This is a genomic window from Bacillus tuaregi, assembly GCF_900104575.1.
GTDB lineage: Bacteria > Bacillota > Bacilli > Bacillales > Cytobacillaceae > Bacillus_BD > Bacillus_BD tuaregi.
In genome coordinates this window covers 4,115,443-4,140,084 of the sequence record NZ_LT629731.1, presented here as the reverse complement: position 1 = coordinate 4,140,084, position 24,642 = coordinate 4,115,443, and the positions used below count along the sequence as shown (strand labels likewise).

The window sequence follows — 24,642 nt, the reverse complement described above, 5'->3', positions numbered from 1 at the left end:
TGTGTATGCTGCCATCCTATTTAGATTATCATAAGGCCGATTAGGAATAACAAAGGAGGCACTCATAACATGAACATCGAGGTTGTAGTAGTCGCTATTGCCTATTTCATCCTTTTAGTTTTTACCTATGCGGTATCTATTCTGAAAAATCAAGAGGATCAAAAGGGACAGGAGATCATCAATAAGTCATTTGACCATGCCTATATCATTCTGGTATTCGGACTTGTCATCGTTTACTTTTTAGTCCTGCTCCCACATATCACGATTGATTCTCAAACTACCTCCTATCTGCTTTTGGCAAGCAAATTTATTTCGGTGCTCACACTTGGAGGAAGCTTGTTTATTTTAAATAGAAAAAGATGGTATAACCATTAGAGGCAGGGGGTCATTCTCTTGCTTCTTTTTCCATTAAAGATCAATCAGACATACGTTTAACGACAGCAAGTTCTACTTTATCAATAATTAGAATAGTAAGGGAAATTGAAACTTTATTTACTCCTTTTTCGTAGAATATTATAAGTTGATCTTTATCGATGCAGAAATTGAATGAAAAAGGTGGAGGTTTCATGAAGCTGGTCATCAATATTTTATTTCTTATTGCACTAGGATATTATTTCTATAAATTTATACAGTTATTAATAAAAATGAAGCAGCCAGTTATCGTGCCAATAAATGAAAGTGAAAGGAATGTGCTAAGAATATTTCCTCAGAAACCAGTCGCATCTCCTTCCTATGCTAAGCAGAAATGGGGGATCATCATCTATTCCTTCATGCTACTCTTTGTCTTAACGATGTTTATCATCGGATTTGATTTAAATTGGTCCTACCAAATACTGCTCTTTCTTCCGTTGATTAATTCAAGGAATTCCTTTAATTTATTTGCGTTAGTGGAGGATGGTATTCTTTGTGGTGATCGATTTATTGCTTGGAAGCAAATGAAATCATTTCAGGTGGTCCCGATTGAACCTAACCATAAATACTATGGCTATGAAAAGGACGTAAATGAGGGGTATGAAATAAGGATCAAGACAAGAGGCCGCTCGATTAGCTGTATTGTGACGACAAGTGATATGAATGAGAAATTGACTGGAATCATTGCTGAGAAGGCACCCCTGGATGGAGCAAACCTTATCTAGGCGTGCCTGCTTTAGTTCTTCCAATTTTCTGGAACTGTTTCCATATATAATTGCAGCAATAGGTCAATGAGCAGAACGACAATAGAGTTATAGGATGTAACATTATACGATACATCAAATGGCTCCGGGGATCCGTAGATAGGTAGAATGAAATCAGCAATTTCAGCTAAAGGGCTGTTTTGCCCACTGGTAATGGCAACGATGGTAATCCCCTTTCGTTTCGCAATTTTTGCTTTTGAAAGGACAAAGTAGGACTCGCCGGACCTCGAAAATACAACCATAAGCTGCGTCTTGATGAGCTGGTTTATGAAAATACCTCCAGCTGCACTTAAGTCAACAAGCCAACTATCCTTGCCGATAATTTGGAACCTTTGTGAGAAATAAGTAGCTGCAATTTCAGAAATGCCCGACCCGCATACTGCAATTTTGGAGGAATCAACAATTAATTTGATTAAATCCTCTAAATCTCCTTCATTTATCTGCTCGATTGTCTTAGTATAATTTTGCTGAAGTGAATCCGATAAGAGCAATGCCGATTTCTTCATGGAAGAGTGAGGGCTTTCCTGATTTTCATGTAGGAACTCGTACTGATTTTTCAAGTAGAATTTCAGCTCACTGTAGCCGCTTAATCCAAGCTTGGCACAAAGTCTCGAAATACTTGATGTAGAAACAAAGTTGTTTTTGGCTGCTTCTCGAATGCTGTAGGTTTGCAGCTCATCCATTCGTTCAATTAAATCGTGTAGGATGGTATATTCAGTATCATTGATCGATTCGCCGACAGTGGCGATAATCCTCTTTAACAATAAACGTTTCATAGCTCATTCTCCTTTATCTATCCACTATTATAAAATAGTAATGGTTTTAAGGGAAATCATGGAGAAGATGAAAAGAGTGCCTCCTATAGAAGCACTCTTTTCGTCTATTAAAATAGTTAGTTTAATACAGGCCAAAACTCTTTGTTTGCTTCAATTAAGTCATCAAGGACGATTTTCGCAACCTCTGCGGAAGGAAAGGTTTTATTTAGGGCAAAAGCCTGTAATGCCTTTTGGTAAGACCCTTCAATGGCTGCTTCAACAAGGAGCTTCTCTGATGCTAGCTGCTGCTCAATTAAGCCTTTATAGAATAGGCTGATAGGGTTTAAGCGGATTGGTTCAGGTCCTCTGTTTGTTACATACGCTGGAATCTCAACCATAGCATCATCCGGTAAATTTGGAATCGCGCCATTGTTTTCGACAATCAACAGGAAGCGTTCGCGTTTATCATAGGCAATAGCCATAGCTACATCAACAATAAAAGTACCATGTACTCCGACATTGAAGCCTTCCTTTAGTTCTCCGGTTTCTTCCAACTGTGCAATCGAATCAAATAAGTTCTTCTCGCGATTATCCATTACACGGTTCGCTCTTGTATAGTCTAGATTTGTTTGCTCAACAACTGTTTTAGGAATCAAATAGTATTGAAGATAAGAGCTTGGAATATACTCAGGGAAAAGTTGAAGCATTTTAGCTACATTTGTATGTGCTTTAATCCAGTCCACATCCGAGTGCTGTAAATCCTTTGATTGTGCTGGAGTAACGAGTCCATTGACACTCATATACTCGCGCAGCTCCTCCATTCTGCTTTCGCCTTTTACGTAAACATCTGTAAACCAGCCAAAGTGATTTAAGCCAAAATAATCAACTTCAATTTCATCCTTTTCTACTCCCAAAATCTCTGCCATACGCAGCATCATCCCAATTGGCATGTCACAAATGTTAAGAATTCTTGCATTCGGACGTTCTTTGCGAAGGGCTTCGGCAACGATTGCAGCCGGATTGGAGTAATTGATAATCCATGCTTCCGGAGCGTGCTCTGCTGCGAAATCACATAGCTCAATCATTGGCGCAATTGTACGCAAGCCATATGCCATACCGCCAGGCCCGCATGTTTCCTGGCCAACAACACCGTGACTGAATGGGATTTTTTCATCCTTTTCACGCATCGCATTTCCTCCGACACGCAGCTGGGCAAAGATAAAGTCTGCTCCTTCAAACGCCTCTTTTGGATTGGTTGTGTGACTAACTTTTACGTTGTCATCAAATTCTGCTACCACTTTCTCTGTCATTAAAGCGACCTTGCGTTGACGCTCAGCATCAACATCATATAATCGAATTTCACTGATAGGAAACTCATCTTTTTTTAGCATTAACGCCTTGGCAATCCCTGGTGTATAAGTAGAGCCTCCACCGGCTACAGCAATTTTAAATGTTTTCATGATGTATATGCACCTCTTCTATTTTTTTCGTTCGATTATTGTTCAAATTGCAAATCAACTGCATCACGGTATTCAGAAACCTTCATTCCGAACACAATATGAAATTCTTCATCTGAAGGTTGGGACATTCCAAGCGAATCAGGAACTTTCCTCAGTGCTTCGGAATCAACCAATGATGGATCATGGACAAAGACACGCAAGCGTGAAATACAGTTGGTATATTCTTTAATATTGTCCTTGCCGCCAAGATGCTTAATTAAGCTAAGAGCGACTTCTTTCTTGTCCACTTTAGAGCGAATCAGCTTTGATGCTTCTAATTCAGCTTGTAAAACTTCTTCTGTATCCTCATCAGGCTCACGACCTGGTGTCATAACATTGAACTTTTCAATGTACCACTTAAAGGTAAGTAAGTAGATGAAGAACATCGCTATACCGACTAAAACGACCGGAATCCATGTGGACTTATGTCCTTGGAAGACCCCGTTGAATAGAAGCTCGATGATATTGTTTCCTCCTAAATAAGAGGCATTTAATAGATCAAGTACGGCAAAGGATAAACCGGTTAGTGCTGCATGGATGACAAATAATCCAGGAGCTAAGAACATGAATAAGAATTCAAACGGCTCAGTCACACCAGCGAAGAAGCTGGCACTTGCAGCTGAAATTGCAATTACCTTTGCTCGATTTTTGTTTTTGGCAGCTAGGTAAATGCCGAGTAGGGCTCCTGGAACACCAAATACCTTGATTGGTGTTGCACCTTGGCCAAGCCAAACGCGTGTGATATCGGATAAATCGCCAGTGTAATCACCGCAGCCAAGTGCTCCGGTCGTAATAGCTTTTGTTCCGGTAAAGACTTCCCCACAGATTTCGACCGTTCCGCCGACAGGTGTAAAGTGGGCTAATGAGTACCAAACATGGTGAAGGCCGGTTGGAATTAAAATTCTTTCAATAAAACCAAATAGGAAGGACCCGACCACACCAGCACCTGTTACAAGCTCTGCTGTGTTATATATGCCGCCACCGATAAACGGCCAAACAAACGGAATCGCAATTCCAACGAGCATAAAGATAAAGCCTGTTGCAATGGGGGGGAAATGCTTACCTTGATAAAAGCTAAAAATCATCGGTAATGTTTTCGTTTTATAACGCTTCGTTGCCCAAGCGGCAACCGTACCAACAATAACCCCTCCAAGAACTCCGGTATCAATCGTTTGAACACCGAGAATCATCGTTTGCATCGCTTTTCTCATTTCAAGTGTTTGAGAAATGCTGACAAGATTGTTGTCCCCAACAGCAACCGTTGGCGGCAGCGTCATATTAAAGGCGGACATCGTCAAGCCTGAGAAGGTAATCATAAATAGGTAACCGACTAAGGCTGAAAAAGCAGCGAGCTCTTTTGTACCTTTTTCCGACATGCCGATAGCGATAGAAACCGCGAATACAAGCGGCATAAATCGGATGACAACAAGTCCGGATTCACTTAAAGCATTGGCAATAAATTGGATTGCTGTGTTTCCTAGAAATGGAGCGGCTTCAATAAAATGTGGGTTTTTTAGAACAGCCCCCAAGGATAGCAGCAAAACGAAAAATGACATGACTGCAACTGCCATTAGAAAGGAACGACCTAGTAGCGAGAAATAACTTTGCAATTTCTTTTTCATATAAGAACCTCCGTTAAAGAACTCCTTCGTGTATATGTTGCGTACGCTTTCAACACTGTCACTATAGCATAATAGTTTTGGTAAAGGCGGGTTATTAAAACATGTTTTTCATTTATGAAAACGTTTGAAACATGTTTTAAGCTTGCCCTCATCTATAGAAACAGTCGGTTAGTATCGGCTACTATAAAGGTAAATGAAACATAATTAGTAACGATTTTTTCTATAGGAGGCAAATGAATATGACACATCATAAGTACGATATTGTCGTTGTAGGCGGGGGACCTGCTGGTATCAATGCAGCCATTGCCGCAGGACGTAAAGATAAAAAAACATTATTAATAGAAAGACATGGTTTCCTTGGTGGTATGTCTACCATTGCAGGTGTTTATCCATGGATGACGTTTCATACTGAAGACGGAACACAAGTGATTAAGGGGATTGCAGAGGAAATCGTCCAACGCTTAAAGGAGCGCGGTGCTTCACCAGGTCATCTTCGTGATACATGCGGCTTTACGTATAGTGTGACACCATATGACCCGGAGGTATATAAGGTGCTTGCAGTTGAAATGCTGGAGGAGGCGGGCGTAGATTTAATGGTTCATAGCTTTGTCGACCAGGTGGTGGTTGAAAATGGGCAAATTCAATCGATAGAGATTACGACAAAATCAGGGCGGAAGCATATCCATGCTGGAATGTTTATTGATACAACGGGTGATGCGGACGTCGCGTTTTTATCTGGTGCAAAGACGCTGATGGGTCGAGATGAGGATCAGATGACACAGCCGCTAACGATGAAGTTTAGAATGCGGGGGGTGGATTTAGAGCAGGTGAAAGAGGCGATGCTTCAGAATCCGGACAATTTTTTCCCAAAAACTCCGTTTGCAGAGCTAAAAGAACTCCCATTGACAGCTGTACAGGGATTTTATAAGGAATGGAAGGAAGCGAATCTTCCAATCAACCGTGATCAAGTCCTATTCTTTGCGGGGCCGGCAGAGGATGAGGTACTTGTGAATATGACAAGAGTGCAGGGACTTGATGCCACAAAAATAGAAGACTTAACGAAGGCAGAGTATGAGGGCCGTAAGCAGGTTCTGATGGTAGCGGACTTTTTGAGAAAGTGGATACCGGGCTTTGAGATGGCTACGATTTCAAGTACAGGAGCACAAATCGGGGTTCGTGAGTCTCGGCGCATTGAAGGGAAATATATTTTAACAAAAGAGGATGTCATCGCAGGACGGAAGTTTGACGATGTGATTGCAAAAAGTGGCTACCCTATTGATATTCATGCCCCTAGTGGAAACGGGATGCAGGTGGCATGGGTAGAAGGGGATGGTGCGTTTGATATTCCGTACGGCAGTCTAGTACCAAAGGGGATAGATAACCTTTTAGTCGCCGGACGCTGCATGTCCGCCACTCATGAAGCAATCGCAACCACTCGATTAACACCAAGTGCAATGGCAACTGGACAGGCTGCCGGAACAGCAGCAGCACTTGCTCTTTCAACGGGTGTGACCCCTGCGGGAGTAGATGTAAAAGAATTACAAAAACAACTAATGGAAGTCCATATGGTCCTATAGAAATTATAAAAACACAGCATATTTAACGATATGCTGTGTTTTTATGTTTGTAAAGTAATATCTATAAAATCGATAGATTAATAAATGTTTCATCTATAAAATCATGTTTTAATAAATATATTGGTTCTATATAATGAAGGTGAACCAAGCAATAAGCCTAATGCTATTCTACTAATAGTATAAATAAGAACATGTATATAATTGTGATATATGTCACAAAATTATTTTTTTGAAAAAGGCTCTGTTAAACAGGAGTGTTGATTTTCGTTCCAGGCACTTCGCTTTCCTGCGGGTGACCGCCGATCCTCTTCGGTACTACGTGTCTTGAGGGGTCTCGACTGCCTCGCTTCTCCCGCGGGAGTCTTCTTGCCATCCACTACAATCAACCTGCTGGAAAATCAACATTGTACTTTAACTACATTCAGCAGAAGTCCTCCACTTCTACAAGTGGGGGATGAATGCAAATAGTACTTCGATTCAGTGGGGGTACAAACCCCGGCTGAATGAAGTTAAGCCTCCGGCGGATGTCACGGATTTTTTTAAGGTAGTTTATCGAGCAAGCTCTATAAAAATCCGGACGCAAATTCTACGAGCGAATTTGATCACTGCCTTGAAAAAAAGCTTTTCTAGCAACACTTTGGGTCAATTAAATTTGTAAAAGAGGTCCAATATATGAAACTCACAAAATTATCTATTGTCCTATTAACAGGATTACTGGCAATGAATGTTTTAGCAGCATGCTCGAATAACGAGGCAGCGGAGAAGCTTACACTGGTTTCTGCAGAAGAAGGCGTTGAAGTAAGTAAGGAAAATCCTATCGTTATCAACGAAGAAGAGAAAATGGTGCAGATTTATGCAACAGTCAACGGAAAATATCTTGTCACACCAACACGTCATGGAGCGAACTGGGTGGAAGGAAAATATGGCGACCAATCCGTATTCAAAACATATGCAGATCCTCTATTATTCAATGAGGCTTTAATGAAGCTTGGCGGTACTCCAGCGGTTGATAAAGGCGGAGATGCGAGCAAGGAATTTGAAGAAACTGCAGAAGGAAAATTCATTAAGGGTGACAAGGTAAATGTCAGCATTACATGGGAAGGCGCTGGCAAAGAGTATGATATCAATGAGGTAGGTTGATAGCACAGGAAAGAAGCTTGAGTATCATTTTGGCGGTAACTATGATGCAGCAGCTGATAAGGTAACTGGCTGCTTCATGTGCTTTGACAGCTGTCCTGTTGGAATTATTAGTAATGCTAACCAGCCAGTAGGAGCATTTGAAAGCGGAGCAGCAGAATTCCACGGTGATCCTGATGTACTTCCTGAGGACGGAACGGCTGTTATCTTGACTTACAATTTCTAGAAATCGGGTGATAAAATGAAATTTTTCTTTCAAACAATCATTCATTTGCTAGCAGCTGTTTTTCTTTATCTAATCATGGGGGTTGCGGTTACAACCTTAATCATGCAAAGTAAATTTATTGATATGCGTTTTGACAGCGAGGTTATGATTACGTTTAGCCTCTTGGCCGGGCTGTGGTTTTACTTTGCAAGGTTGTTTATGAATGCGAAGAATCTATCATTATGGGAGAAAAAGGTAGTCGGTCCTATTGCAACTAGTGTTAGTTTTGCTATTATCATAATCATTCATATAATGAATGGAAGTTTATCTATCATGCCAGCCTTTATGGTGCGTAAGGGATTGTTTCTTGAGAATGCGGTATCTTTAGGTGGAATGAATATTGCTTTAGTAATAGCTTTACTAGTCGGTGTTGTTTCGCTTTTGGTAGCACGGAAAACCCCGCTGACCATTAAAAGTAACCCAAATATGGACTGGAACAGGCTTTCGTCGTCTAGCAGATATGGAATGATGGCATTTTTCGGGTTGCTGGGGGTATTTTTAATTTTCTACTTGGGCCAAGGTTCAATTAATGACCTTGTCAATAGCTCTGTTGTTTACTTAAAGAATGCTGATGTGGAGGGCTTTCGTGATTTCTTGCTTTCATTTGGACCTTTAGCGGCGGTTATTTCAGGATTATTAATGGTGTTTCAATCCGTTATGGCACCTCTTCCGGCATTTGTCATTACATTTGCAAATGGACTTTTATTCGGCTGGTTCTATGGTGCTATTCTGTCTTGGAGCAGTGCCATGCTGGGAGCCATCATTTGCTTCTATCTTGCTAAATTTTTAGGACGCCCTGTTGTAGAAAAAATCGTTTCAAAAAAGGCGCTGCAGTGGTGGGATCTTTTCTTTGATAAGTATGGTAAACATTCCGTGTTTTTAGCAAGAATTCTGCCGATTGTATCCTTTGATATGGTCAGCTATGCTGCAGGGGTTACGTCCATACGCTTTTGGTCCTTTTTCTGGGCAACAGGTCTTGGGCAGTTGCCGGCTACGATTCTATATTCCTATCTTGGTGAAACGGCCACAGGAACGGTACAAATATTATTTACCCTGTTTACAGTTGTCATTGCTTTAGCTGTATTGGGCATAATCTTCAAACCAAAACTGGATGCATTTTTGAAGGGTAAAAAGGGGGCTAAGGTCCAATGAGTCACGAAAAAATAGAAAAAGCAAAATCTCGAATCCAATTAATCTTAAGAATGGCAGTAAGCGCAGGATTAATGGTTTGGTTAATGCTAATGATTGAGTGGGAAGAGGCCCTTCGTGTAATGAAGGAGGGCTCTCCCCTTTTTCTATGTGCAGCGTTTATTGCGATACAAATAACCGTACTGACGAGTATTTGGAAGTGGAAAATGCTTGTAGATAGTTCAAGTAAACAGAGTTCGAATAAATATACATCAATGGCAAAATTAGGACAGCTATATTATATTGGATTATTCTTTAACAATTTTATGCCGGGGAGTGTAGGCGGAGATGTGGTCAGGATCTATTATTTAGGTAAAAATACAACTGTATCGACAGCGACTGCATCTGTTTTATTCGAACGATTAACAAGCGGCCTGGCTCTAGTTGGAATCGTTCTCATATCTGCTTTATTCATGGATCAATCAAGACCCTATATCATCTCATTATGCATTCTGCTTGCAGTAAGTATAATAGGTTATTTGCTAATCAAGCATTGGCTGAAAAAGGATATTCATCATTCCATTCAGCCTAAAACAACAACGATCCTCGGAAAAATAAACAGCTCCCTTATAAAAGGAAAACAGGCTATAAGAGGTGTTGGAGAAAAGGCTATGGATTATCGAACCGAGAGCTGGAAATGGTGGGGAATGATACTTCTACTATCTCTGCTTTTTCAAATAGGAATGGCGTGGATCAATGATTTATTATTCTTAAGTTTTGGAATCGATATTCCGTTTCTTCACTTATTAGTCATTATTACCCTAATTTCAGTCATCACAATGCTGCCTGTGTCTCTTAATGGTCTTGGAGTCAGGGAGGCTGGTTATGTTTTTTTCTTCCAAGGTCTTGGGGTACCACAAGGAATCGCATTGTCCGTTTCGCTATTATTTTTCTTTCTTGTTACGATATCAAGTGCGATAGGTGGATTATTTTGGCTTATTGAAAGGAGAGAAGCACGTCATGAAGCTATCAGGCAATAAGCTGATTGAGTCTGTGGTTGGATTAAAGGCTCAGAATATGGTGCAAACAATTGAAGGTGATATTCCTTTTACCGTATATAAAAAGCCTGCGAACGAATCGGTTATTGCGCTTGTGACAACATCAGGTGTTCATCTAAAAACACAAGAGGTATTCGATGTCGATGCTGGGGACCATACCATTAGATTTCTCCCGGCAGACCTTAGTGAGGAAGATTTGATGATTAGTCACACCCATTATGACCGAACAGATGCTGATCAGGATATTAATTGTGTTTTTCCATTAACACGATTAAAAGAATTAGTAGCTGAAGGAATCATTGGTAATGTGGCACCAACAAATTATGGATTGATGGGGTATATACCAGACACGAACCCATTGATTGAAGAAAGCATACCCATGATTATCAAGCGGCTTAAGGAAGAAAAGGTGGATGCGGTTATTTTAAACCCAGGCTGATATATATGTCATCAATCCGTGGGATTGATTCAATATGCAATTGAGGAAGCAGGGATTCCGACCATTTCCATTTCACATCTCGGCCATTTAACTAGAAAGGTTAGAGTTCCAAGGGCATTACAAATAAAATTCCCACTCGGGCGCAGCTTTGGGAAAGCAGGTGAGGTCATGATGCAAAGACAAATACTAGTAGATTGCCTTGAGTATTTAAAGGACATGAAAGAGCCTGAAACGATCGTGAAGCTTCCTTATAAATGGAAAGGACGTAACAAATGACTAGAGATAGAACGAAAATGTATCAGAGGATTATTTGGCATATACGCTGGATTCTGTTGCTTATGTTAATCCTATTTAATGGCCTCAGTTTACTTTTTTACCTGAAGCTGCAAGTAGTGATTACAATTGATAGTATGAGTTTTTGTCTCTATTTTCTGCTTAGTCAGTTGGATGGCTATTTGGATTGCAAATCTAACTGTAGTATCTAACCTGGAGGTAATGAAGATTGAATAACTGGAAGAAACAATCTGTTGCACTACTCATGGTGTTTTTTCTTATCCTGTCTGGATGTTCGAATAACGAAGAAAGCAAGAAGAAGGATGAGAAGGGTAACGATAATCAAGCGGTAGTATCTGTATTAGATAAGGATTGGGAAACCATTGTAGAAGATGCAAAAGGAAGTACCGTTCATTTCTACTTATGGGGCGGTGATGAGGGCGTCAATCGCTATATTGATGAGTATATTGCCCCGCAATTGAAGGAAGAATATAATATTACGCTGAAAAGACAGCCGATGGACGCCGTCGAATTTATTAACAAGCTCGTGGTTGAGAAACAGTCTGGCAAAGAAGACGGAGTCATGGATGTCCTTTGGATTAATGGCGAAAACTTTAAAACAGCCAAAGAAAAGGATCTATTATTAGGACCGATTACAGCGGCTTTACCTAACTATCAGCAATATGTTGATAAGGATAGTCCTGATGTACAATATGATTTTGGTTATCCAACAGAAGGATATGAAGCTCCATGGGGGAAAGTGCAATTTGTATTTACATATGATTCAAGTAAAGTAAAGAATCCTCCTTCATCATTAGCAGAGCTTGAGAAATGGGTAAAGGCTAACCCGGGCAAATTTACGTATCCGGCTCCGCCCGATTTTACAGGTAGTGCATTTATACGTCATATCTTAAATGAAACAAGTGAGGATTACTCCGCTTTCCTAGATGTTTTTGATCAGGATTTAATTGAACAAGAAGCAGAGGAAGTATGGAAGGCTTTAAATCGCATGAAGCCGTATCTATGGAGAGAAGGGAGCTCATACCCACAATCCCTTGCCCAGCTTGACCAGCTATATAAAAATGGTGAAGTGTGGATGACAATGGGGTATGATGAAGCAGGTACTTCAAATTATATGACGAGCGGAGAGTTTCCAAAAAGCTCAAAGACTTTTGTCCTTGATAAAGGAACTCTCACCAATACACACTTTTTAGCCATACCTTATAATGCACCACATCAGGATGCAGCAATGGTCGTTATCAACCATTTACTATCACCTGATGCCCAGTTGAAGAAGATGGAGCTCGAATATTGGGGAGAAAATACGGCCCTAGCAGTTAACCGTTTGCCAGAAGATATGAAGCAGAGGTTAGAAGAGATAGATAGGGGTCCGGCAACTTTACCAGAGCAAGAGCTGTCGGAGCACCGGCTTCCAGAGATGAGTGCACAATATGTTGAATGGCTTGAACGAGGCTGGATTGACAATGTGGCAAATCAATAATATCACGACATTTATTCATAAGCATAAAGGGCTGTTAGGGGTTCTCCCGGCCCTTTTGTTTGTGATTTTCTTTTTTATTGGAGGGTTTATTCATTCCTTTCGAATTAGTCTGGGGGATTATGAGGAAATATACGGAGCAGGTGAGGCAGGCTGGGCCTATAAAGAGCTGTTTGATATTTCCTTTTTTGAATCCCTTGGTGTAACGGTTGGAATAGCAGGGGCGGTTTCACTTCTTGCCGGCATGATTGGGCTGTTCATTGCATTGCTTTTAGCATCGTATACGTATAACCGGACATGGTCCCATCTGATTTTCCAGCTTCCCTTTGGGGTTCCGCATTTATTAGCGGCTTATATGCTGACCCAGACCTTTATGCAAACCGGCTGGTATTCCCGTATTGCCTATCATCTGGGCTGGATTGACTCGTTTGAAGCCTTTCCAGTTTTAATTCATGATCAATGGGGGATAGGAGTAATCCTTGCCTATTCATGGAAGGAGATTCCTTTTATTGTTCTGCTGCTTTATCCCTTTGTGATAAAGCTTTTCTTGGAATGGAAGGACACAGTCAAAATGCTGGGAGCGAATCAATCGCAAATGATTCGCTGGGTCTTTATTCCGATTCTGTTACCGATTTGGGTTGGTGGTATGTGGGTTGTGTTTTCCTTTGTATTAGGCTCATATGAAATTCCAGCCTTGATGGCCAAAACGTCATTCGGCTTTATTCCTGTGCTGGCCTGGCAGGAATATACCCAGTTCGGTTTAAGCAGACAGCCGCTCGCGATGGCCATGAATATCGTGCTTGCTTTGGTTGCTCTTCTCATCGGAATCGTTTTATTAATCTGCCAAAGGAAATGGTTGGCCAGTGGGAGGAGTGTATGGAAAGGATAAGTATAGTGGTAAATAGAATACTTATTGCACTTTGTTTAATTGGAATGAGCTTATTTATTATTCTTCCATTTATATCTGTAATCATTTGGAGCTTTACTAAGCTGTGGCCATGGCCGGAGCTCTTTCCAAAGCAATGGAATCTTGATTCTTGGCATTATCTATTCTCACCCTCTGGCAGAGCCTTGGAAGCACTGACAAACAGTCTTCTTGTTGCGGGGATTACGGTATTGCTTAATATTTTATTAGGTTTTCCTGCTGCAAAAGCACTGAGCCAAAAAAGCTTCACAGGAAAAGGGGGCGTATTTATTGTTCTCCTTTCACCATTATTCATCCCGTTGACCGTATCGGTGATGGGGCTGCACCATCTGTCCCTTCACTTTGATTTTTTATCTGATTATATAAGCGTGGCGCTTGTGCACTCACTTATCACGATGCCTTATTTTATTGTAATGCTTTGGTATCAATTTAATCAGCTGGGCGGGAAACTCCAGGAGGCTGCCTTAAGTCTTGGAGCAGGCGGGTGGAAAATATTTATTTGGATTGAGCTTCCATTATTACTTCCTGCACTGCTGCTTTCCTGTCTACTGGTAGTGGTCATATCAATGAGTCAATATTTACCAACCTGGATTATGAGCGGGGGGACCTTAATGACGCTGCCTTTAATTATTTTTCCTTTTGCCTCAAGTGGAAATGCATCAATTGTCGCTGTTTACTCATTATGGTTTTTTGTGCCGGTCATTTTGTTAGTGCTGGTTTATTATATTCTTTTAAAATGGTGTAATAAAAAGATATTAGGGCTTAGGGGGTGAGTCAAATGTTGAAAATAAAAGATGCTGGCATTCGTTATGGAAATCAACAAATTCTTTCCTCCATTACACTCGAAATAGATGAGTCTGAAATCTATGTATTGATGGGACCGTCTGGAAGCGGGAAAACAACCTTATTAAGAGGAATTGCCGGCCTTTCTTCTTTCTCAGAAGGTACTATTCTCTGGAAGGAGGATAGACGCGGGCAAACAGGATTGGTGTTTCAGGAGCCGAGGCTATTTCCCCATATGACGGTGCTGGATAATTTAGCGTTTGGTTTACGTGCCCGCGCTATTCCAGCTAAGAAACGCTATGAACAGGTGAAGCAATATTTAAGTATTTTACAGCTTGAAGGGCTGGAGAATCGTTATCCACACCAGCTCTCCGGCGGACAGCAGCAGCGTGTGTCGCTTGGCAGGGTCCTTGTGCTGAAGCCCGATTTGCTTTTATTGGACGAGCCTTTTGCCTCGCTTGATGCCCCGCTTCGAGTGCAGCTTACTGAATGGCTCTATAATCTGCAAAAGCAACATGGGTTTTCAATTTTATGGATTACCCATTACATGGATGAGGCTTTTTCTGTTGCTGATCGAGTGGGATTGTTAATGAACGGAAGAATTCTTCAGGAAGGAAAGCCACTTGATTTTTATCAACGACCCCGCAGTGAAAAAGTCGCCACCTTCTTCTCATTAAAAAATCGTTTCTCGCGTGAACAATGGCAGGAATGGTTAGGAGAGTGTTTTCCGTCTGTACCTACCGAATATAATATGGGCTGGCTGCCTGCAGAGTCTGTGCAGCTGACTGTCCACGGTTCAAGCTGGGATAGTGAAAAGGATAAAGTAGTACTGGACGGCAGGGTTAAAAGAGTGAAGTATGAACCGAAGATGCAAATGGTGTTAGTGGAGATCCAGGACCATGAAATAGAGGTTCAGCATCCGATTTGGGGTACAGCGCCAGAGATGGGCACTAGCGTGAAGCTTTGTATTCCAGTAGAGAAGATCGTTTGGTATCCTAAGGGGATTTGACATAGAGTTTTGCTATGTGCAAGGCGAGAAATAGATTGTTGAGAGGAAGATGAATGTGCTTGATACACATGGACGTATATATGTGCAGCCTTTGATAGAAAGAACAGCAAAAGGTCTGCTTCGGCTCGGATTATCTGCAAATCAAATTACAGTTACGGCTTTTCTAGTAGGAGTGGCAGCGAGTGTCATCATCTATTTTGATCAGCCATATTTAGGTGTGGCGGTGCTTTGGATCTCGGGGTTTCTTGATGCTGTAGATGGAAGTATGGCGAGACTAAGCCGTACCTCCTCAGGCTGGGGGACCGTACTGGATGTAACCTTTGACCGGGTTGTAGAAGTAGGCATCATTATCGCCTTGGCGCTGCGCCACCCAGAACCTAAAATTCTCTTTTTACTCATGCTTTTGGCTAGCTCCATTATTATCGTGATGACTATTTTTCTAACTGTTGGTGCCGTCTCAGATAAGCAAAGTGAAAAATCCTTCTACTATCAGCCGGGGCTTGCCGAACGAACAGAGGGCTTTATCCTATTTTCCTTAATGGTATTATTCCAGTCCTATCTGGTCTACACCACTATTCTCTATATCTTCATCGAATTGTTCACGGGGATGCAGAGGCTGCTGGAGGCTAGACGGATTTTGAAGGAATAAAAGCCCGGGTGTTGGTCATTTTGTATGTTTACATGTAGCAATGGATCATTCAATCAAACATTTGTTTAAGAAAAGCAGCAGGTCTCTTGGCTGCTTTTTTTATTTTTGTTTGTGGAAATAAATATTTATATACAAACAGTATAAGAATGATTATGATGTGAGAGAATGACAAAAATATTATATTGAAAAAGAGAATTTTGCTTCTTTTTAAGAAGCTGATATTCTCTTTTTAAAGATATCATGAGGTATGAAGGGTTGGGAATTCCATGACGCGTTTCCTCTATAACGAGAAAGGATTATCGTTGGTTGAGGTTCTTGTTTCTATTACCATTCTGGGCATTGTTATAGTCCCTATTATGAATTTCTACGCGCAAACCTATAAAGCGAATCACAGAAATGAATTGCAATTAGCCCTTCATACGCAGGCGATTACTGCCTTTGAAAAGATAAAGTCGGCAGTGGCAGAGGGTACGCCGCTTGAAACACGTCTCGGTAACTATACGATTATGATTCCGGCGAAGCCATGTGGAGCTGTTTATCCAAATGGCTTTAGAACAGGGCCACAGAAAACAACCATTACATTATCAGAAACGAATTATCGGTTTAATTTAACCGTAAACGTTACAAATTATAGTAACTCGACGGAGCTTGAACAGTTAAACGCCGTCGTTGGAAAAGAAAAACCCAAGAATCTATTTAAGATTGATCTTACATTAACGCCCGAAAATCACAAACTACAACCTGAGAAGCTTTCTGTTATTAAACTTTCTGCCAATGGCTGTGGTGGTACGTAATGAATAACAGGGGCTTGACACTTATCGAGTTGTTACTGACATTAACGATCTCATCCATTATTGGAACGGCTATCGTTAGCTTCTTAATTAGCGGGTTAAATCATTACAATGAAAGCCAAGTTAAATCAGGGCTGCACAATGAATTACAATTTATTGAATCCCACTTGAAAGATAATATTAAGAATTCCAGAGCGATAGATTTTGATTCAGTTAATTCAAGATATGTTCTGACATTGGCATACACAAACAGGAATGAGAAATCCTATTATCAAGTAGTAGGAAAAAAGCTTAATTTCACTAAAACAGAGAATGGGATAACCAATACAATGGAGCTTTCATCTAAAATAAAAAAATTCGAGGTCATCACAAAACAAACAAATAATTCTCTTCTAAGTAATGAGGTCTTATACAGTGTCATTCTTGAAGATGGTGTTAAAAACCGAAATGTTGAAGTCTCGATTATTAATCAATCGATACTGTTGCCTGACTGGAGGTAAAGACTTTGCTTAGTAGATTTTATCATAATGACAGAGGTTATACACTAATCTATGTCCTACTAATGGTTACGATTGTTTTTATCCTAGTCATCCCAATGATTAGCAAGGTATTAATGGGTTCGAGGGAAATAACAACAGAAGTGAATAGAGATACGAATAATTATACTGCAGAAAGTGTAATGGAAATTACCAAAGGCTTTGTTGAAGCGAATAGTATTAATGAAAATGCGATGTTTAAAGAGTTAATAACTAATTTAAATGCTTATTATCGTCATAAAAATATTAACATTCAGCTGGATGAAGGATTAAACAAGGTAACGATTACTGCAAAAAATAATAATGATACGAAACGGGATGACAGCAAGTTAATTTTTACTTATAAAACCTTCCATAATCTTTTTGAGTCCAATTCATTTGTCATGCAATCAGGCTCAAAATGTAGTAATTCTATAAAGATTTTAATTTCTAATGCTGCAACAGATTGTACAGGCTTTATAAAGAATATTGATTCAATCGGAGATGCATTTGTATTTAACCAAATAATGGATTATAAATTATATTGGTATAGCAGCTCCTTTCCTAAGGCAAGAGAGAATCCAGATAATTCATTCATGTCCTACGTTGATATGGATGATTTAATTCAATATTTAGATCAAGTTCCTGATCAAGAGTTTAGAAATATATTAGCGAATTATCAGGATAAAAATTTATATATTGACGAATATATTATTTTTGGAGTTAAGCCAGGCTTTAATGACATAAAATTTAAAAGTCTTTGGATTGCTGGCAACCGTAATGCTAATAAAGGAAACCAAATCATTGGACCTAGTAGACAAAGTGGAACCTTAACGATTAATGGCTCACTCTATTCAAACGGAAGCTTGGCCATTTCAAATTTTAATAAAGTTCATATTAAGGGAGATTTAGTGACCTATGGAAAGGACCCTAAGCTGTCCATTTCAAATGTAAATGAAGTGATTGTTGATGGAAGTATTATTTCGAATGGAAATATGGAGATAAACATTTACACTGGGAAAGATATCGAAAGGAATATGAATTTACAAGCTAAATATGTGATCTCAAAGAATGGTATGGACCTTAAAGCAAATGGAATTCAACTAGAAGAATTAAAATTATTTTATGTTAATGAAAAAAATAAGAAGAAAATTATTATTGAGAGTGATAAATAATGAAAAAAAGGTTGCTCGTTTTGCTATTATCGATGGCCGTGCTTTTCAGTCTTAGTGGATGCTCCGAAATTTCGAATTATGTAGATAGTGAAGGCTGTACGGTTGTAAAGGTAAAGAAGAAGGTGCTGTGGTGGGTGACAGAAAAGGATGTTCAAAAAACATGCCCACAAAAAGAGAATCCAACCAATCCGGTTGAAAAAGACCCTGAGAAGGATATTAATAAAGAGTTTGATGGAGATATCACTCTACCCGAAAATAAAGGGAATCCCAATGCTGGACTTAACGGTCAACTTGAAATAGACAGCTGGAGGTTTGATACAGAGTGAGCTGAAACTTTTTCATTATAGAGAGTAAGAGCCAAGTGCTCTCTTATACACGAAGGAACCATTACAGTGGTTCTTTTTTTTGTGATATTATGTTCATATCTCTGATTAAAGGATGGGACTTTATGAGTAATGAAGATTTTGTGGTTTTACGTGATGTTACGTTTCAGTTTGGAGAGCAAATGATATTACATCATGTCGGTTTATCCTTGAAGAAGGGGAAATCATATGCTTTGATTGGAAAGTCCGGTGTAGGAAAAAGCACGCTGTTGAATTTAATTGCCGGCTTCATACAACCAAGTCAGGGAAGCCTCACTATCGGAGGCGAGACAGTCAAAAAATCTAAAGGGCAAATAGCCTTCCTCTTTCAGAATTTAGGTCTTTTCCCGTGGCAGACTGTTACGGAAGCTATTATGATGCCCTTAGTACTAAAGGGTGAGAAAAATCAAGATAAGGCATTCGCCCAGGTTTTAGCATTACTAAAGGAAATGGAGCTTGAGAGCCTAAAGGATAAATACCCTCATCAATTAAGCGGCGGTCAAAGGCAAAGGGTAGCGATTGCACGAACATTAATCGGAAAACCAGAGCTTCTGTTAATGGATGAGCCGACATCTTCCTTGGATGCGATGACAAAGGAACAGATTCAGCGATTAATCTTAGCCCAACAGCAGAAATTAAAAACGACCCTGCTTTTTGTCTCACATGATATTGAAGAGGCGGTTTTCTTAGGTGAAGTCATTTTGATATTAAATAAAAATGGAAATATTCAAGAGGTGAAGAATCCATATTTTGCGCAAAAGAACGCAAAGGAGCAGCTTGGATTTTACGAAGCCTGTATCGAAATTCGAAAATTAATGAATATGGAGACAGTGGTTAATGAACATCATACGGAAAATAGCTAGCAACCAGTTGATTGTCGGGTTTTTTAGCTTTATTATTTTTTGGGAAGTCATCTATCTTTTAGTCGATACACATACGATTCCTTCGCCGATTGCGACATTTACCTATTTATTGACTATCATAGGGGACCTTGGACTTCATTCCCTCGGTAGTATTCTACGGGTATTAGTAGCCATGAGCATTTCCTTAATGCTTGGAATTCCAGCCGGTATTTATCTTGGTGTTAATAAAAAAATCAATCGTCTATTTTCTCCGTTTTTATACTATATCTATCCGATACCAAAGGTTGCCTTCCTGCCAGTATTTATGCTGTTATTTGGTCTAGGAAATGTATCAAAAATCATGTTAATTATTTGGATCATTATTTTTCAGATGATCCTGTCTGTTCGGGATGGAGTCATGCACATACCTGCATCTCATTTCAAAGTCATGAACAGCTTTTCTGCGTCTATCAGACAACAATACCGCTTTCTGATCATCCCGGCTATTCTGCCGCAGGTATTTTCAGGTTTGCGAATCAGTATCGGTATTTCATTAGCATCATTATTCTTTGCTGAGAACTATGCGACGACATATGGGGTCGGATACTTTATCATGAGCGCATGGACGAAAATGAATTATGAGGAAATGTTCTGCGGAATCATCGTATTAGGTTTTATTGGCCTTCTTTTCTTTAAGCTATTAGATTTATTAGAAACACATTATACCCCATGGATAACAAAATAAGAAAAGACAAATGGAATCCATTTGTCTTTTTTTGGTACCTGATACCATGTTCTATTCTTCTATAAAACGGAAGTCGGTTAATTCCTCGTAAGAGTATTCTTTCTTAATCTGTCCTTTTTCTTTTGTCCATTTGATGATGTTATCAAATTGTTCTTTATCAATCTTTCCTGCATAGGCAAAATCATCCTTCATGCTGGATAAATAAGCGCTCATTTGTTCAGGGAATTGATACTTTGATAGGATATCACTGTATTCCGCTGCTTCTGTCTCATTCATATAATCAACTGCTTTATTATAGGCTGAATAGAAGGCTTTAATATCGCCTGGTTTTGAGTCAATCATCTCATCTGTAAATTGTAGCGTACCACCCTTGATCCCGGCTTCCTTGGAGCTCCCTAGCAGGTGGGCGCCTTGTTTTACTAGCATACCTGCCTGTGGCTCCGTAAAAACAACACCATCAATTTGGTTAGACAATAGGGCTTCAGCTCTTCCGGAGAAGGAAGGAATCTCAACCACCTCATAGTCAAAGCTATCCTTATTGGCGAATTCATCCATTATGTACTCTAGTATAAAGTTTGGAACAAGAGAAACCTTCTTATCACTTAATCCACTCATCTCAGTGATGCCCGAATCTGGAGAAGAGAGAATTTTGAAATCCTCACTAATATCTGAGGTGATTTTCATGTTAATTCCATTATCCTTAAAAGTTGCTTCTGTCATCACATCACCAATCGTGGCATCCAGTTCCTTGGCTTGAACGGCAACGTTCCGATCATTTGGAGAAGAGAAGGTTTTAATTGAGACGTTAACGCCCTCTTCTTCAAAAAAACCTTTTTCCTTCGCAAGGATAATAGGGATAGCTGATTCAGCTGGCAGAACACCAATCGTCATTTCCTCACCACTTGGCTCGGCAGCCTCTGCTTCAATGGTTTCATCCTGTTTAGTTTCGGTTTTATCGGCTGCTTCATTTTCATTTCCGTTCCCACATGCTGTTAAAAGGAATAAAAAAACAAGCAACAGTAAAGCTCTTAATCGTTTTTTCATGCTATATTTCTCCTATCATTTACTAAATTATTTTCTGGAAAGCATCTAAATGAATGAAATACGGAACAACGTTTCGCTTAAGTAGAAGCGGGTCGGTCTGTCGGTCATTTGAACCACTTTCAGATGTAAAAGCTAATACAAAGCCTTTTTTCCTTAAAAGGGATACATTTCGTTCATTAAATAATCCAAATGGATAGGCGAATACATCCTTCACACCTACAAATTGATTACAGATATCAAGGTCCAGTGCTAGCTCCTCATCACTCGCTTCCATCATCATGCTCGTCGTTGCGTTTGATCTTTGGTGAAAAGCGTGTGTATGATTGGCGTATTCAAAAACATCTGAGATGTCCGCTAAATCATCCTTCGTTAGGCAGACTGATTTTTCAGGACTAAACTCTTTCGGTGTGTCCTGAAGCCAACTGGTTACAACAAATGCGACTGCATGAAAGCCATATCTTTTTAAAATGGGGTAAGCGTACTCCTTAATTGATTGAAAGCAATCGTCAAAGGTCAGCAGCACAGACTTTTCTGGAATTTCTTTTCCGGAATAATATTCTTTTACTTCGGATAATGATAATGTGTGATAGTTTTGATCATGTAAATAAGCCATCTGCTCTTCGAAATGCTCAAGAGTGACAAAGAGTGGTGCTGGTAGAACATCATCATAATCCTGCTTAACGTCAATATGCGACGGGGTTTCCGGATTAAAATCCTGTTCTTTTCTTATTTCATGATACATAAGGGTAGAGAAAGACATATAGACCTCCTTGTTAATTATTTCAATATATTATAGGTCTTAATTTTTTTATTAGTCAAATTGATTTTGGAAAAACAAGGTTTTCATTGGCTCTTAGTTGTTTATTGGCTTTTATAATCGTATAATCTATACTAGATTAGTCTATATTTTAATTTGCGCTATTCTTGTAAAGATTATTTTTCTCTAAATTGGATTCTGACGAGAAAAAAATTTGTCGATAGAGACAAATAATCATAAGGAAAACAGGAGGTCATACAGGGTGAGCGAAACGAAGTATTTAGATAAAAATGCTAGAGAAACGCTGAAGGCGACAAGCCGGACATTCTATATTCCGATTAGTCATCTGGCGAAAGGCTTACAGGAGGCTGTTGCATCTGCTTACTTATGTATGAGAGCAATTGATGAGATAGAAGATCACCCCGATCTCGATTCAAAAGATAAAAGCCATCTGTTATTTTCCATTAGTCAAATTCTCCAGAAATCTTCTCATGAGAAAGAGTTAACAGTCCTTTTCCAACCGTACCGATCACAGCTGCCAAAGGTTACTGTGAAGCTTAGCGAGTGGATTAAGCTTTGTCCAGATACGATTATCGAAAAGGTTTTAGAAGCAACCTCAATAATGGCCAAAGGAATGGCTGAGTGGGTAGAAAAAGACTGGCAAATTGAAAATGAAGAGGATTTAGATGACTATACTTATTATGTAGCGGGTCTTGTGGGCGTTATGCTTACTGATATATGGAAGTGGTATGACCAGACAGAAGCGGACGAACATTTAGCGATTGCATTCGGTCGCGGTTTACAGGCGGTTAATATTCTTCGTAATCACAATGAGGATAAGGACCGAGGTGTTAGCTTCTTTCCGGAAGGCTGGAAGCTGGAGGATATGTTTGCTTATGCACGCCGTAATCTTGAGCTGGCTGACCAATATGTAAAGGATATCAAAAATGAATCGATTCTTAGATTCTGTAAAATCCCATTGGCACTTGCTCATGGAACATTACAGGCTTTAATAGAAGGCAAAGAAAAAATGAGCAGATTAGAAGTAATTAAAACAGTTGGTAAAGTAGTTGGAAATATCTAACTTCATTCAGCAGAAGTCCTCCACTTCTACAAGTGGGGGATGAAGGCAAATGGTCCTTCGATTCAGTGGGGGTGCAAACCCCGGCGGAATGGAGTTAAGCCACCGGCGAGTCTTGCGATTTTTTAAAGGTAGATTACCCGAGCGAGCTCAGGTAATCCGGACGCAAATTCGACGGGCGAATTTGATTAAAAAGCGACGGTTAAAGGGGATTCCACTTCACCGTCGCTTTTTTGCGATTTTATACGGAAGGAGGTCGGGAAGCTGCATCCTCCTGCTGCAAAAAACGGCTACCTTTCTTTAGTAAGTAATAGGCGATGACAAAGCTGATAGCTGAGCTGTAGAAGAGAGCGGGATGGGTGAATAAGTCCATCATGAGTCCTAATATGCTTGGGGCAACGATGGCGGCGGCCATGGAAAATAAGTAATACAGGCCGGTGAAAAAGCCAATTTTATCTTTTCCACCTAAATCAGCAACGAGCGGATAAGCCTGAACGTTGACCAGTGCCCATGTGATACCGCCGATAAAAAGGATGATTTGCAATAATAGAGCCTCGTTTAGAGCTGGGAAATGGGTCATGAGGATGGGAAGCAGCGGAATGCTTAGAAAGAAGAGCGGCTGAAGGATGAGTCCAATGCTCATAAGCGGCAGTTTCCCCCATTTATTTCCCATCAGTCCTGCGGGAATGGCAAATAGTAAGAAGGCGAGGCTGAAAAAGCCAAGAGTCAAACCGGCTGCGCTTTCCTTCATATTTAGATATTCGACAGCATAGACCGTAAATAATGCTTCAACACCGGTATACCCGATAAAATAGACAAATATAGCCAGTAAAATAAAAAGTTGCCCTCTATATTGTGGCTTTATGAGGTGCTGGACATCAGAAAGAAAGGAATGAGAGATTTTTGCTTCCTCCGATTCAGAGGCAATCTGCCCGCCAAATGGCGGATTCCGGTCTACGGTGAAAAAGAGGAGTAAAAAGGTTAATAGCAGTAAAAGACCTGCAGCCAGAAAGGGGTATGAACGGTCCCAGTCATATAAAAGTGATAACCCAAACAGGGAAATAATCGCACCGATGCCGCCCATAAAATTAATGACACCATTAGCGGATGACCTTTTTTCTGTAGGGGTGTGATCAGGCATGAGGGCTATTACAGGTGCCCGGAAAATCGTCATGGCAAGTAGGAAAATAATATCAATCGTGATTAACGTCCAAAAGGATATGGAGGCACCATAGGGAATTAAAATAAAAAAAAGAGCTGCAATCGGCATTCCAACCGCAATGAAAGGAAGACGTTTCCCTAGCTTTGTATCCACATTATCTGACCAAGCGCCAATCATTGGAATCAATAGAACGGCTAGTAAATTATCCAGTCCCATTATCATCCCTCGGATCGCTCTACTTTCAACAAATCCCCCTAGAATAAGTGGCATATAGGCATTATAAAAGGTCCATACAAGCATTAATGTCAAGAAACCACTGCCAATTACGAATATCCTGCTGTAGGAAAAAGTCTTTCTTGATTTCAGGGTGATAACC

25 protein-coding genes and 1 pseudogene are annotated in these 24,642 nt (G+C 40.1%); 20 read left to right on the top strand and 6 right to left on the bottom strand.

What is annotated here, in order from left to right:
- The first annotated feature begins 69 nt into the window (after window positions 1-69).
- Together BQ5321_RS22300 and BQ5321_RS22295 are read left to right on the top strand one after the other, a co-directional pair.
- Entirely contained in the window at window positions 70-375 is a 306-nt protein-coding gene (locus BQ5321_RS22300) for a hypothetical protein (RefSeq protein ID WP_071396545.1), read from the top strand.
- A gap of 191 nt (window positions 376-566) precedes the next feature.
- On the top strand, window positions 567-1,136 hold the full coding sequence (locus BQ5321_RS22295) for a hypothetical protein (RefSeq protein WP_071396544.1): 570 nt from the start codon (window positions 567-569) through the stop codon (window positions 1,134-1,136).
- Window positions 1,137-1,147: 11 nt separating this feature from the next.
- Here BQ5321_RS22295 and BQ5321_RS22290 read toward each other — a convergent pair whose 3' ends face one another.
- The 3 genes from BQ5321_RS22290 to BQ5321_RS22280 all read right to left on the bottom strand — a co-directional run bounded on the left by BQ5321_RS22290 (window position 1,148) and on the right by BQ5321_RS22280 (window position 5,051).
- Window positions 1,148-1,951 carry a MurR/RpiR family transcriptional regulator gene (locus BQ5321_RS22290; protein WP_071396543.1) on the bottom strand — a complete coding sequence of 268 codons (804 nt, stop codon included), beginning with the start codon at window positions 1,949-1,951 and terminating at the stop codon, window positions 1,148-1,150.
- A 116-nt stretch (window positions 1,952-2,067) separates the two neighbouring features.
- Window positions 2,068-3,390, bottom strand: coding sequence for a 6-phospho-alpha-glucosidase (locus BQ5321_RS22285; protein WP_071396542.1), 1,323 nt, complete (start codon window positions 3,388-3,390; stop codon window positions 2,068-2,070).
- Between the two features lie 35 nt (window positions 3,391-3,425).
- Window positions 3,426-5,051, bottom strand: coding sequence for a PTS transporter subunit EIIC (locus tag BQ5321_RS22280; RefSeq protein WP_071396541.1), 1,626 nt, complete (start codon window positions 5,049-5,051; stop codon window positions 3,426-3,428).
- A gap of 239 nt (window positions 5,052-5,290) precedes the next feature.
- Here BQ5321_RS22280 and BQ5321_RS22275 point away from each other — a divergent pair, with 239 nt between their 5' ends.
- The 17 genes and pseudogenes from BQ5321_RS22275 (at window position 5,291) to BQ5321_RS22195 (ending at window position 20,222) form a co-directional block, all read left to right on the top strand.
- Entirely contained in the window at window positions 5,291-6,628 is a 1,338-nt protein-coding gene (locus BQ5321_RS22275) for an FAD-dependent oxidoreductase (RefSeq protein ID WP_139187861.1), read from the top strand.
- 672 nt (window positions 6,629-7,300) lie between these two features.
- Entirely contained in the window at window positions 7,301-7,768 is a 468-nt protein-coding gene (locus BQ5321_RS24895; RefSeq protein WP_261798749.1) for a YdjY domain-containing protein, read from the top strand.
- Between the two features lie 61 nt (window positions 7,769-7,829).
- Window positions 7,830-7,991: pseudogene (locus BQ5321_RS24890) on the top strand (YdjY domain-containing protein); the annotation flags it as partial.
- A gap of 15 nt (window positions 7,992-8,006) precedes the next feature.
- Window positions 8,007-9,182 (top strand): TVP38/TMEM64 family protein, encoded by a 1,176-nt coding sequence (locus BQ5321_RS22265; protein ID WP_071396539.1) that lies wholly within the window; start codon window positions 8,007-8,009, stop codon window positions 9,180-9,182.
- A complete protein-coding gene (locus tag BQ5321_RS22260) occupies window positions 9,179-10,198 on the top strand; it encodes a lysylphosphatidylglycerol synthase transmembrane domain-containing protein (protein ID WP_071396538.1) in 1,020 nt (339 codons plus the stop codon). The genes BQ5321_RS22265 and BQ5321_RS22260 overlap by 4 nt, the downstream gene beginning before the upstream one ends.
- Complete coding sequence (locus BQ5321_RS24885; protein WP_261798748.1) at window positions 10,179-10,931, top strand: glycine/sarcosine/betaine reductase selenoprotein B family protein; 753 nt, start codon at window positions 10,179-10,181, stop codon at window positions 10,929-10,931. Before BQ5321_RS22260 ends, BQ5321_RS24885 begins: the two co-directional genes overlap by 20 nt.
- A 226-nt stretch (window positions 10,932-11,157) precedes the next feature.
- On the top strand, window positions 11,158-12,429 hold the full coding sequence (locus tag BQ5321_RS22245; RefSeq protein ID WP_234978440.1) for an ABC transporter substrate-binding protein: 1,272 nt from the start codon (window positions 11,158-11,160) through the stop codon (window positions 12,427-12,429).
- Window positions 12,380-13,315, top strand: a complete 936-nt coding sequence (locus tag BQ5321_RS22240) for a spermidine/putrescine ABC transporter permease (protein ID WP_234978439.1) — start codon at window positions 12,380-12,382, stop codon at window positions 13,313-13,315. Before BQ5321_RS22245 ends, BQ5321_RS22240 begins: the two co-directional genes overlap by 50 nt.
- Window positions 13,303-14,124: an ABC transporter permease gene (locus BQ5321_RS22235; protein ID WP_071396534.1), complete on the top strand. Its 822-nt coding sequence runs from the start codon at window positions 13,303-13,305 to the stop codon at window positions 14,122-14,124. Before BQ5321_RS22240 ends, BQ5321_RS22235 begins: the two co-directional genes overlap by 13 nt.
- Window positions 14,125-14,129: 5 nt before the next feature.
- The gene (locus BQ5321_RS22230) at window positions 14,130-15,143 is read left to right on the top strand and encodes an ABC transporter ATP-binding protein (RefSeq protein WP_234978438.1); all 1,014 of its coding nucleotides are present in this window, start codon (window positions 14,130-14,132) and stop codon (window positions 15,141-15,143) included.
- A 55-nt stretch (window positions 15,144-15,198) separates the two neighbouring features.
- The gene (locus tag BQ5321_RS22225; RefSeq protein ID WP_071396533.1) at window positions 15,199-15,792 is read left to right on the top strand and encodes a CDP-alcohol phosphatidyltransferase family protein; all 594 of its coding nucleotides are present in this window, start codon (window positions 15,199-15,201) and stop codon (window positions 15,790-15,792) included.
- A gap of 266 nt (window positions 15,793-16,058) precedes the next feature.
- Window positions 16,059-16,586, top strand: coding sequence for a PilW family protein (locus BQ5321_RS22220; RefSeq protein WP_071396532.1), 528 nt, complete (start codon window positions 16,059-16,061; stop codon window positions 16,584-16,586).
- A complete protein-coding gene (locus BQ5321_RS22215) occupies window positions 16,586-17,083 on the top strand; it encodes a prepilin-type N-terminal cleavage/methylation domain-containing protein (RefSeq protein WP_071396531.1) in 498 nt (165 codons plus the stop codon). Before BQ5321_RS22220 ends, BQ5321_RS22215 begins: the two co-directional genes overlap by 1 nt.
- Before the next feature lie 5 nt (window positions 17,084-17,088).
- Window positions 17,089-18,273 carry a hypothetical protein gene (locus BQ5321_RS22210; RefSeq protein ID WP_071396530.1) on the top strand — a complete coding sequence of 395 codons (1,185 nt, stop codon included), beginning with the start codon at window positions 17,089-17,091 and terminating at the stop codon, window positions 18,271-18,273.
- Window positions 18,273-18,599: a hypothetical protein gene (locus BQ5321_RS22205; RefSeq protein WP_071396529.1), complete on the top strand. Its 327-nt coding sequence runs from the start codon at window positions 18,273-18,275 to the stop codon at window positions 18,597-18,599. The genes BQ5321_RS22210 and BQ5321_RS22205 overlap by 1 nt, the downstream gene beginning before the upstream one ends.
- 122 nt (window positions 18,600-18,721) lie before the next feature.
- Entirely contained in the window at window positions 18,722-19,498 is a 777-nt protein-coding gene (locus BQ5321_RS22200) for an ABC transporter ATP-binding protein (protein WP_071396528.1), read from the top strand.
- Window positions 19,473-20,222, top strand: a complete 750-nt coding sequence (locus tag BQ5321_RS22195; protein ID WP_071396527.1) for an ABC transporter permease — start codon at window positions 19,473-19,475, stop codon at window positions 20,220-20,222. Before BQ5321_RS22200 ends, BQ5321_RS22195 begins: the two co-directional genes overlap by 26 nt.
- Window positions 20,223-20,273: 51 nt before the next feature.
- Here the strand turns inward: BQ5321_RS22195 and BQ5321_RS22190 are convergent, their stop codons facing one another.
- Both BQ5321_RS22190 and BQ5321_RS22185 read right to left on the bottom strand, forming a co-directional pair.
- A complete protein-coding gene (locus tag BQ5321_RS22190) occupies window positions 20,274-21,266 on the bottom strand; it encodes an ABC transporter substrate-binding protein (protein ID WP_071396526.1) in 993 nt (330 codons plus the stop codon).
- Window positions 21,267-21,288: 22 nt separating this feature from the next.
- On the bottom strand, window positions 21,289-22,026 hold the full coding sequence (locus BQ5321_RS22185) for a polysaccharide deacetylase family protein (protein ID WP_071396525.1): 738 nt from the start codon (window positions 22,024-22,026) through the stop codon (window positions 21,289-21,291).
- Between the two features lie 259 nt (window positions 22,027-22,285).
- Here BQ5321_RS22185 and BQ5321_RS22180 point away from each other — a divergent pair, with 259 nt between their 5' ends.
- Window positions 22,286-23,107, top strand: coding sequence for a squalene/phytoene synthase family protein (locus BQ5321_RS22180; protein WP_071396524.1), 822 nt, complete (start codon window positions 22,286-22,288; stop codon window positions 23,105-23,107).
- A 238-nt stretch (window positions 23,108-23,345) separates the two neighbouring features.
- Here BQ5321_RS22180 and BQ5321_RS22175 read toward each other — a convergent pair whose 3' ends face one another.
- The gene (locus BQ5321_RS22175; protein ID WP_261798747.1) at window positions 23,346-24,575 is read right to left on the bottom strand and encodes an MFS transporter; all 1,230 of its coding nucleotides are present in this window, start codon (window positions 24,573-24,575) and stop codon (window positions 23,346-23,348) included.
- Window positions 24,576-24,642: the final 67 nt, after the last annotated feature.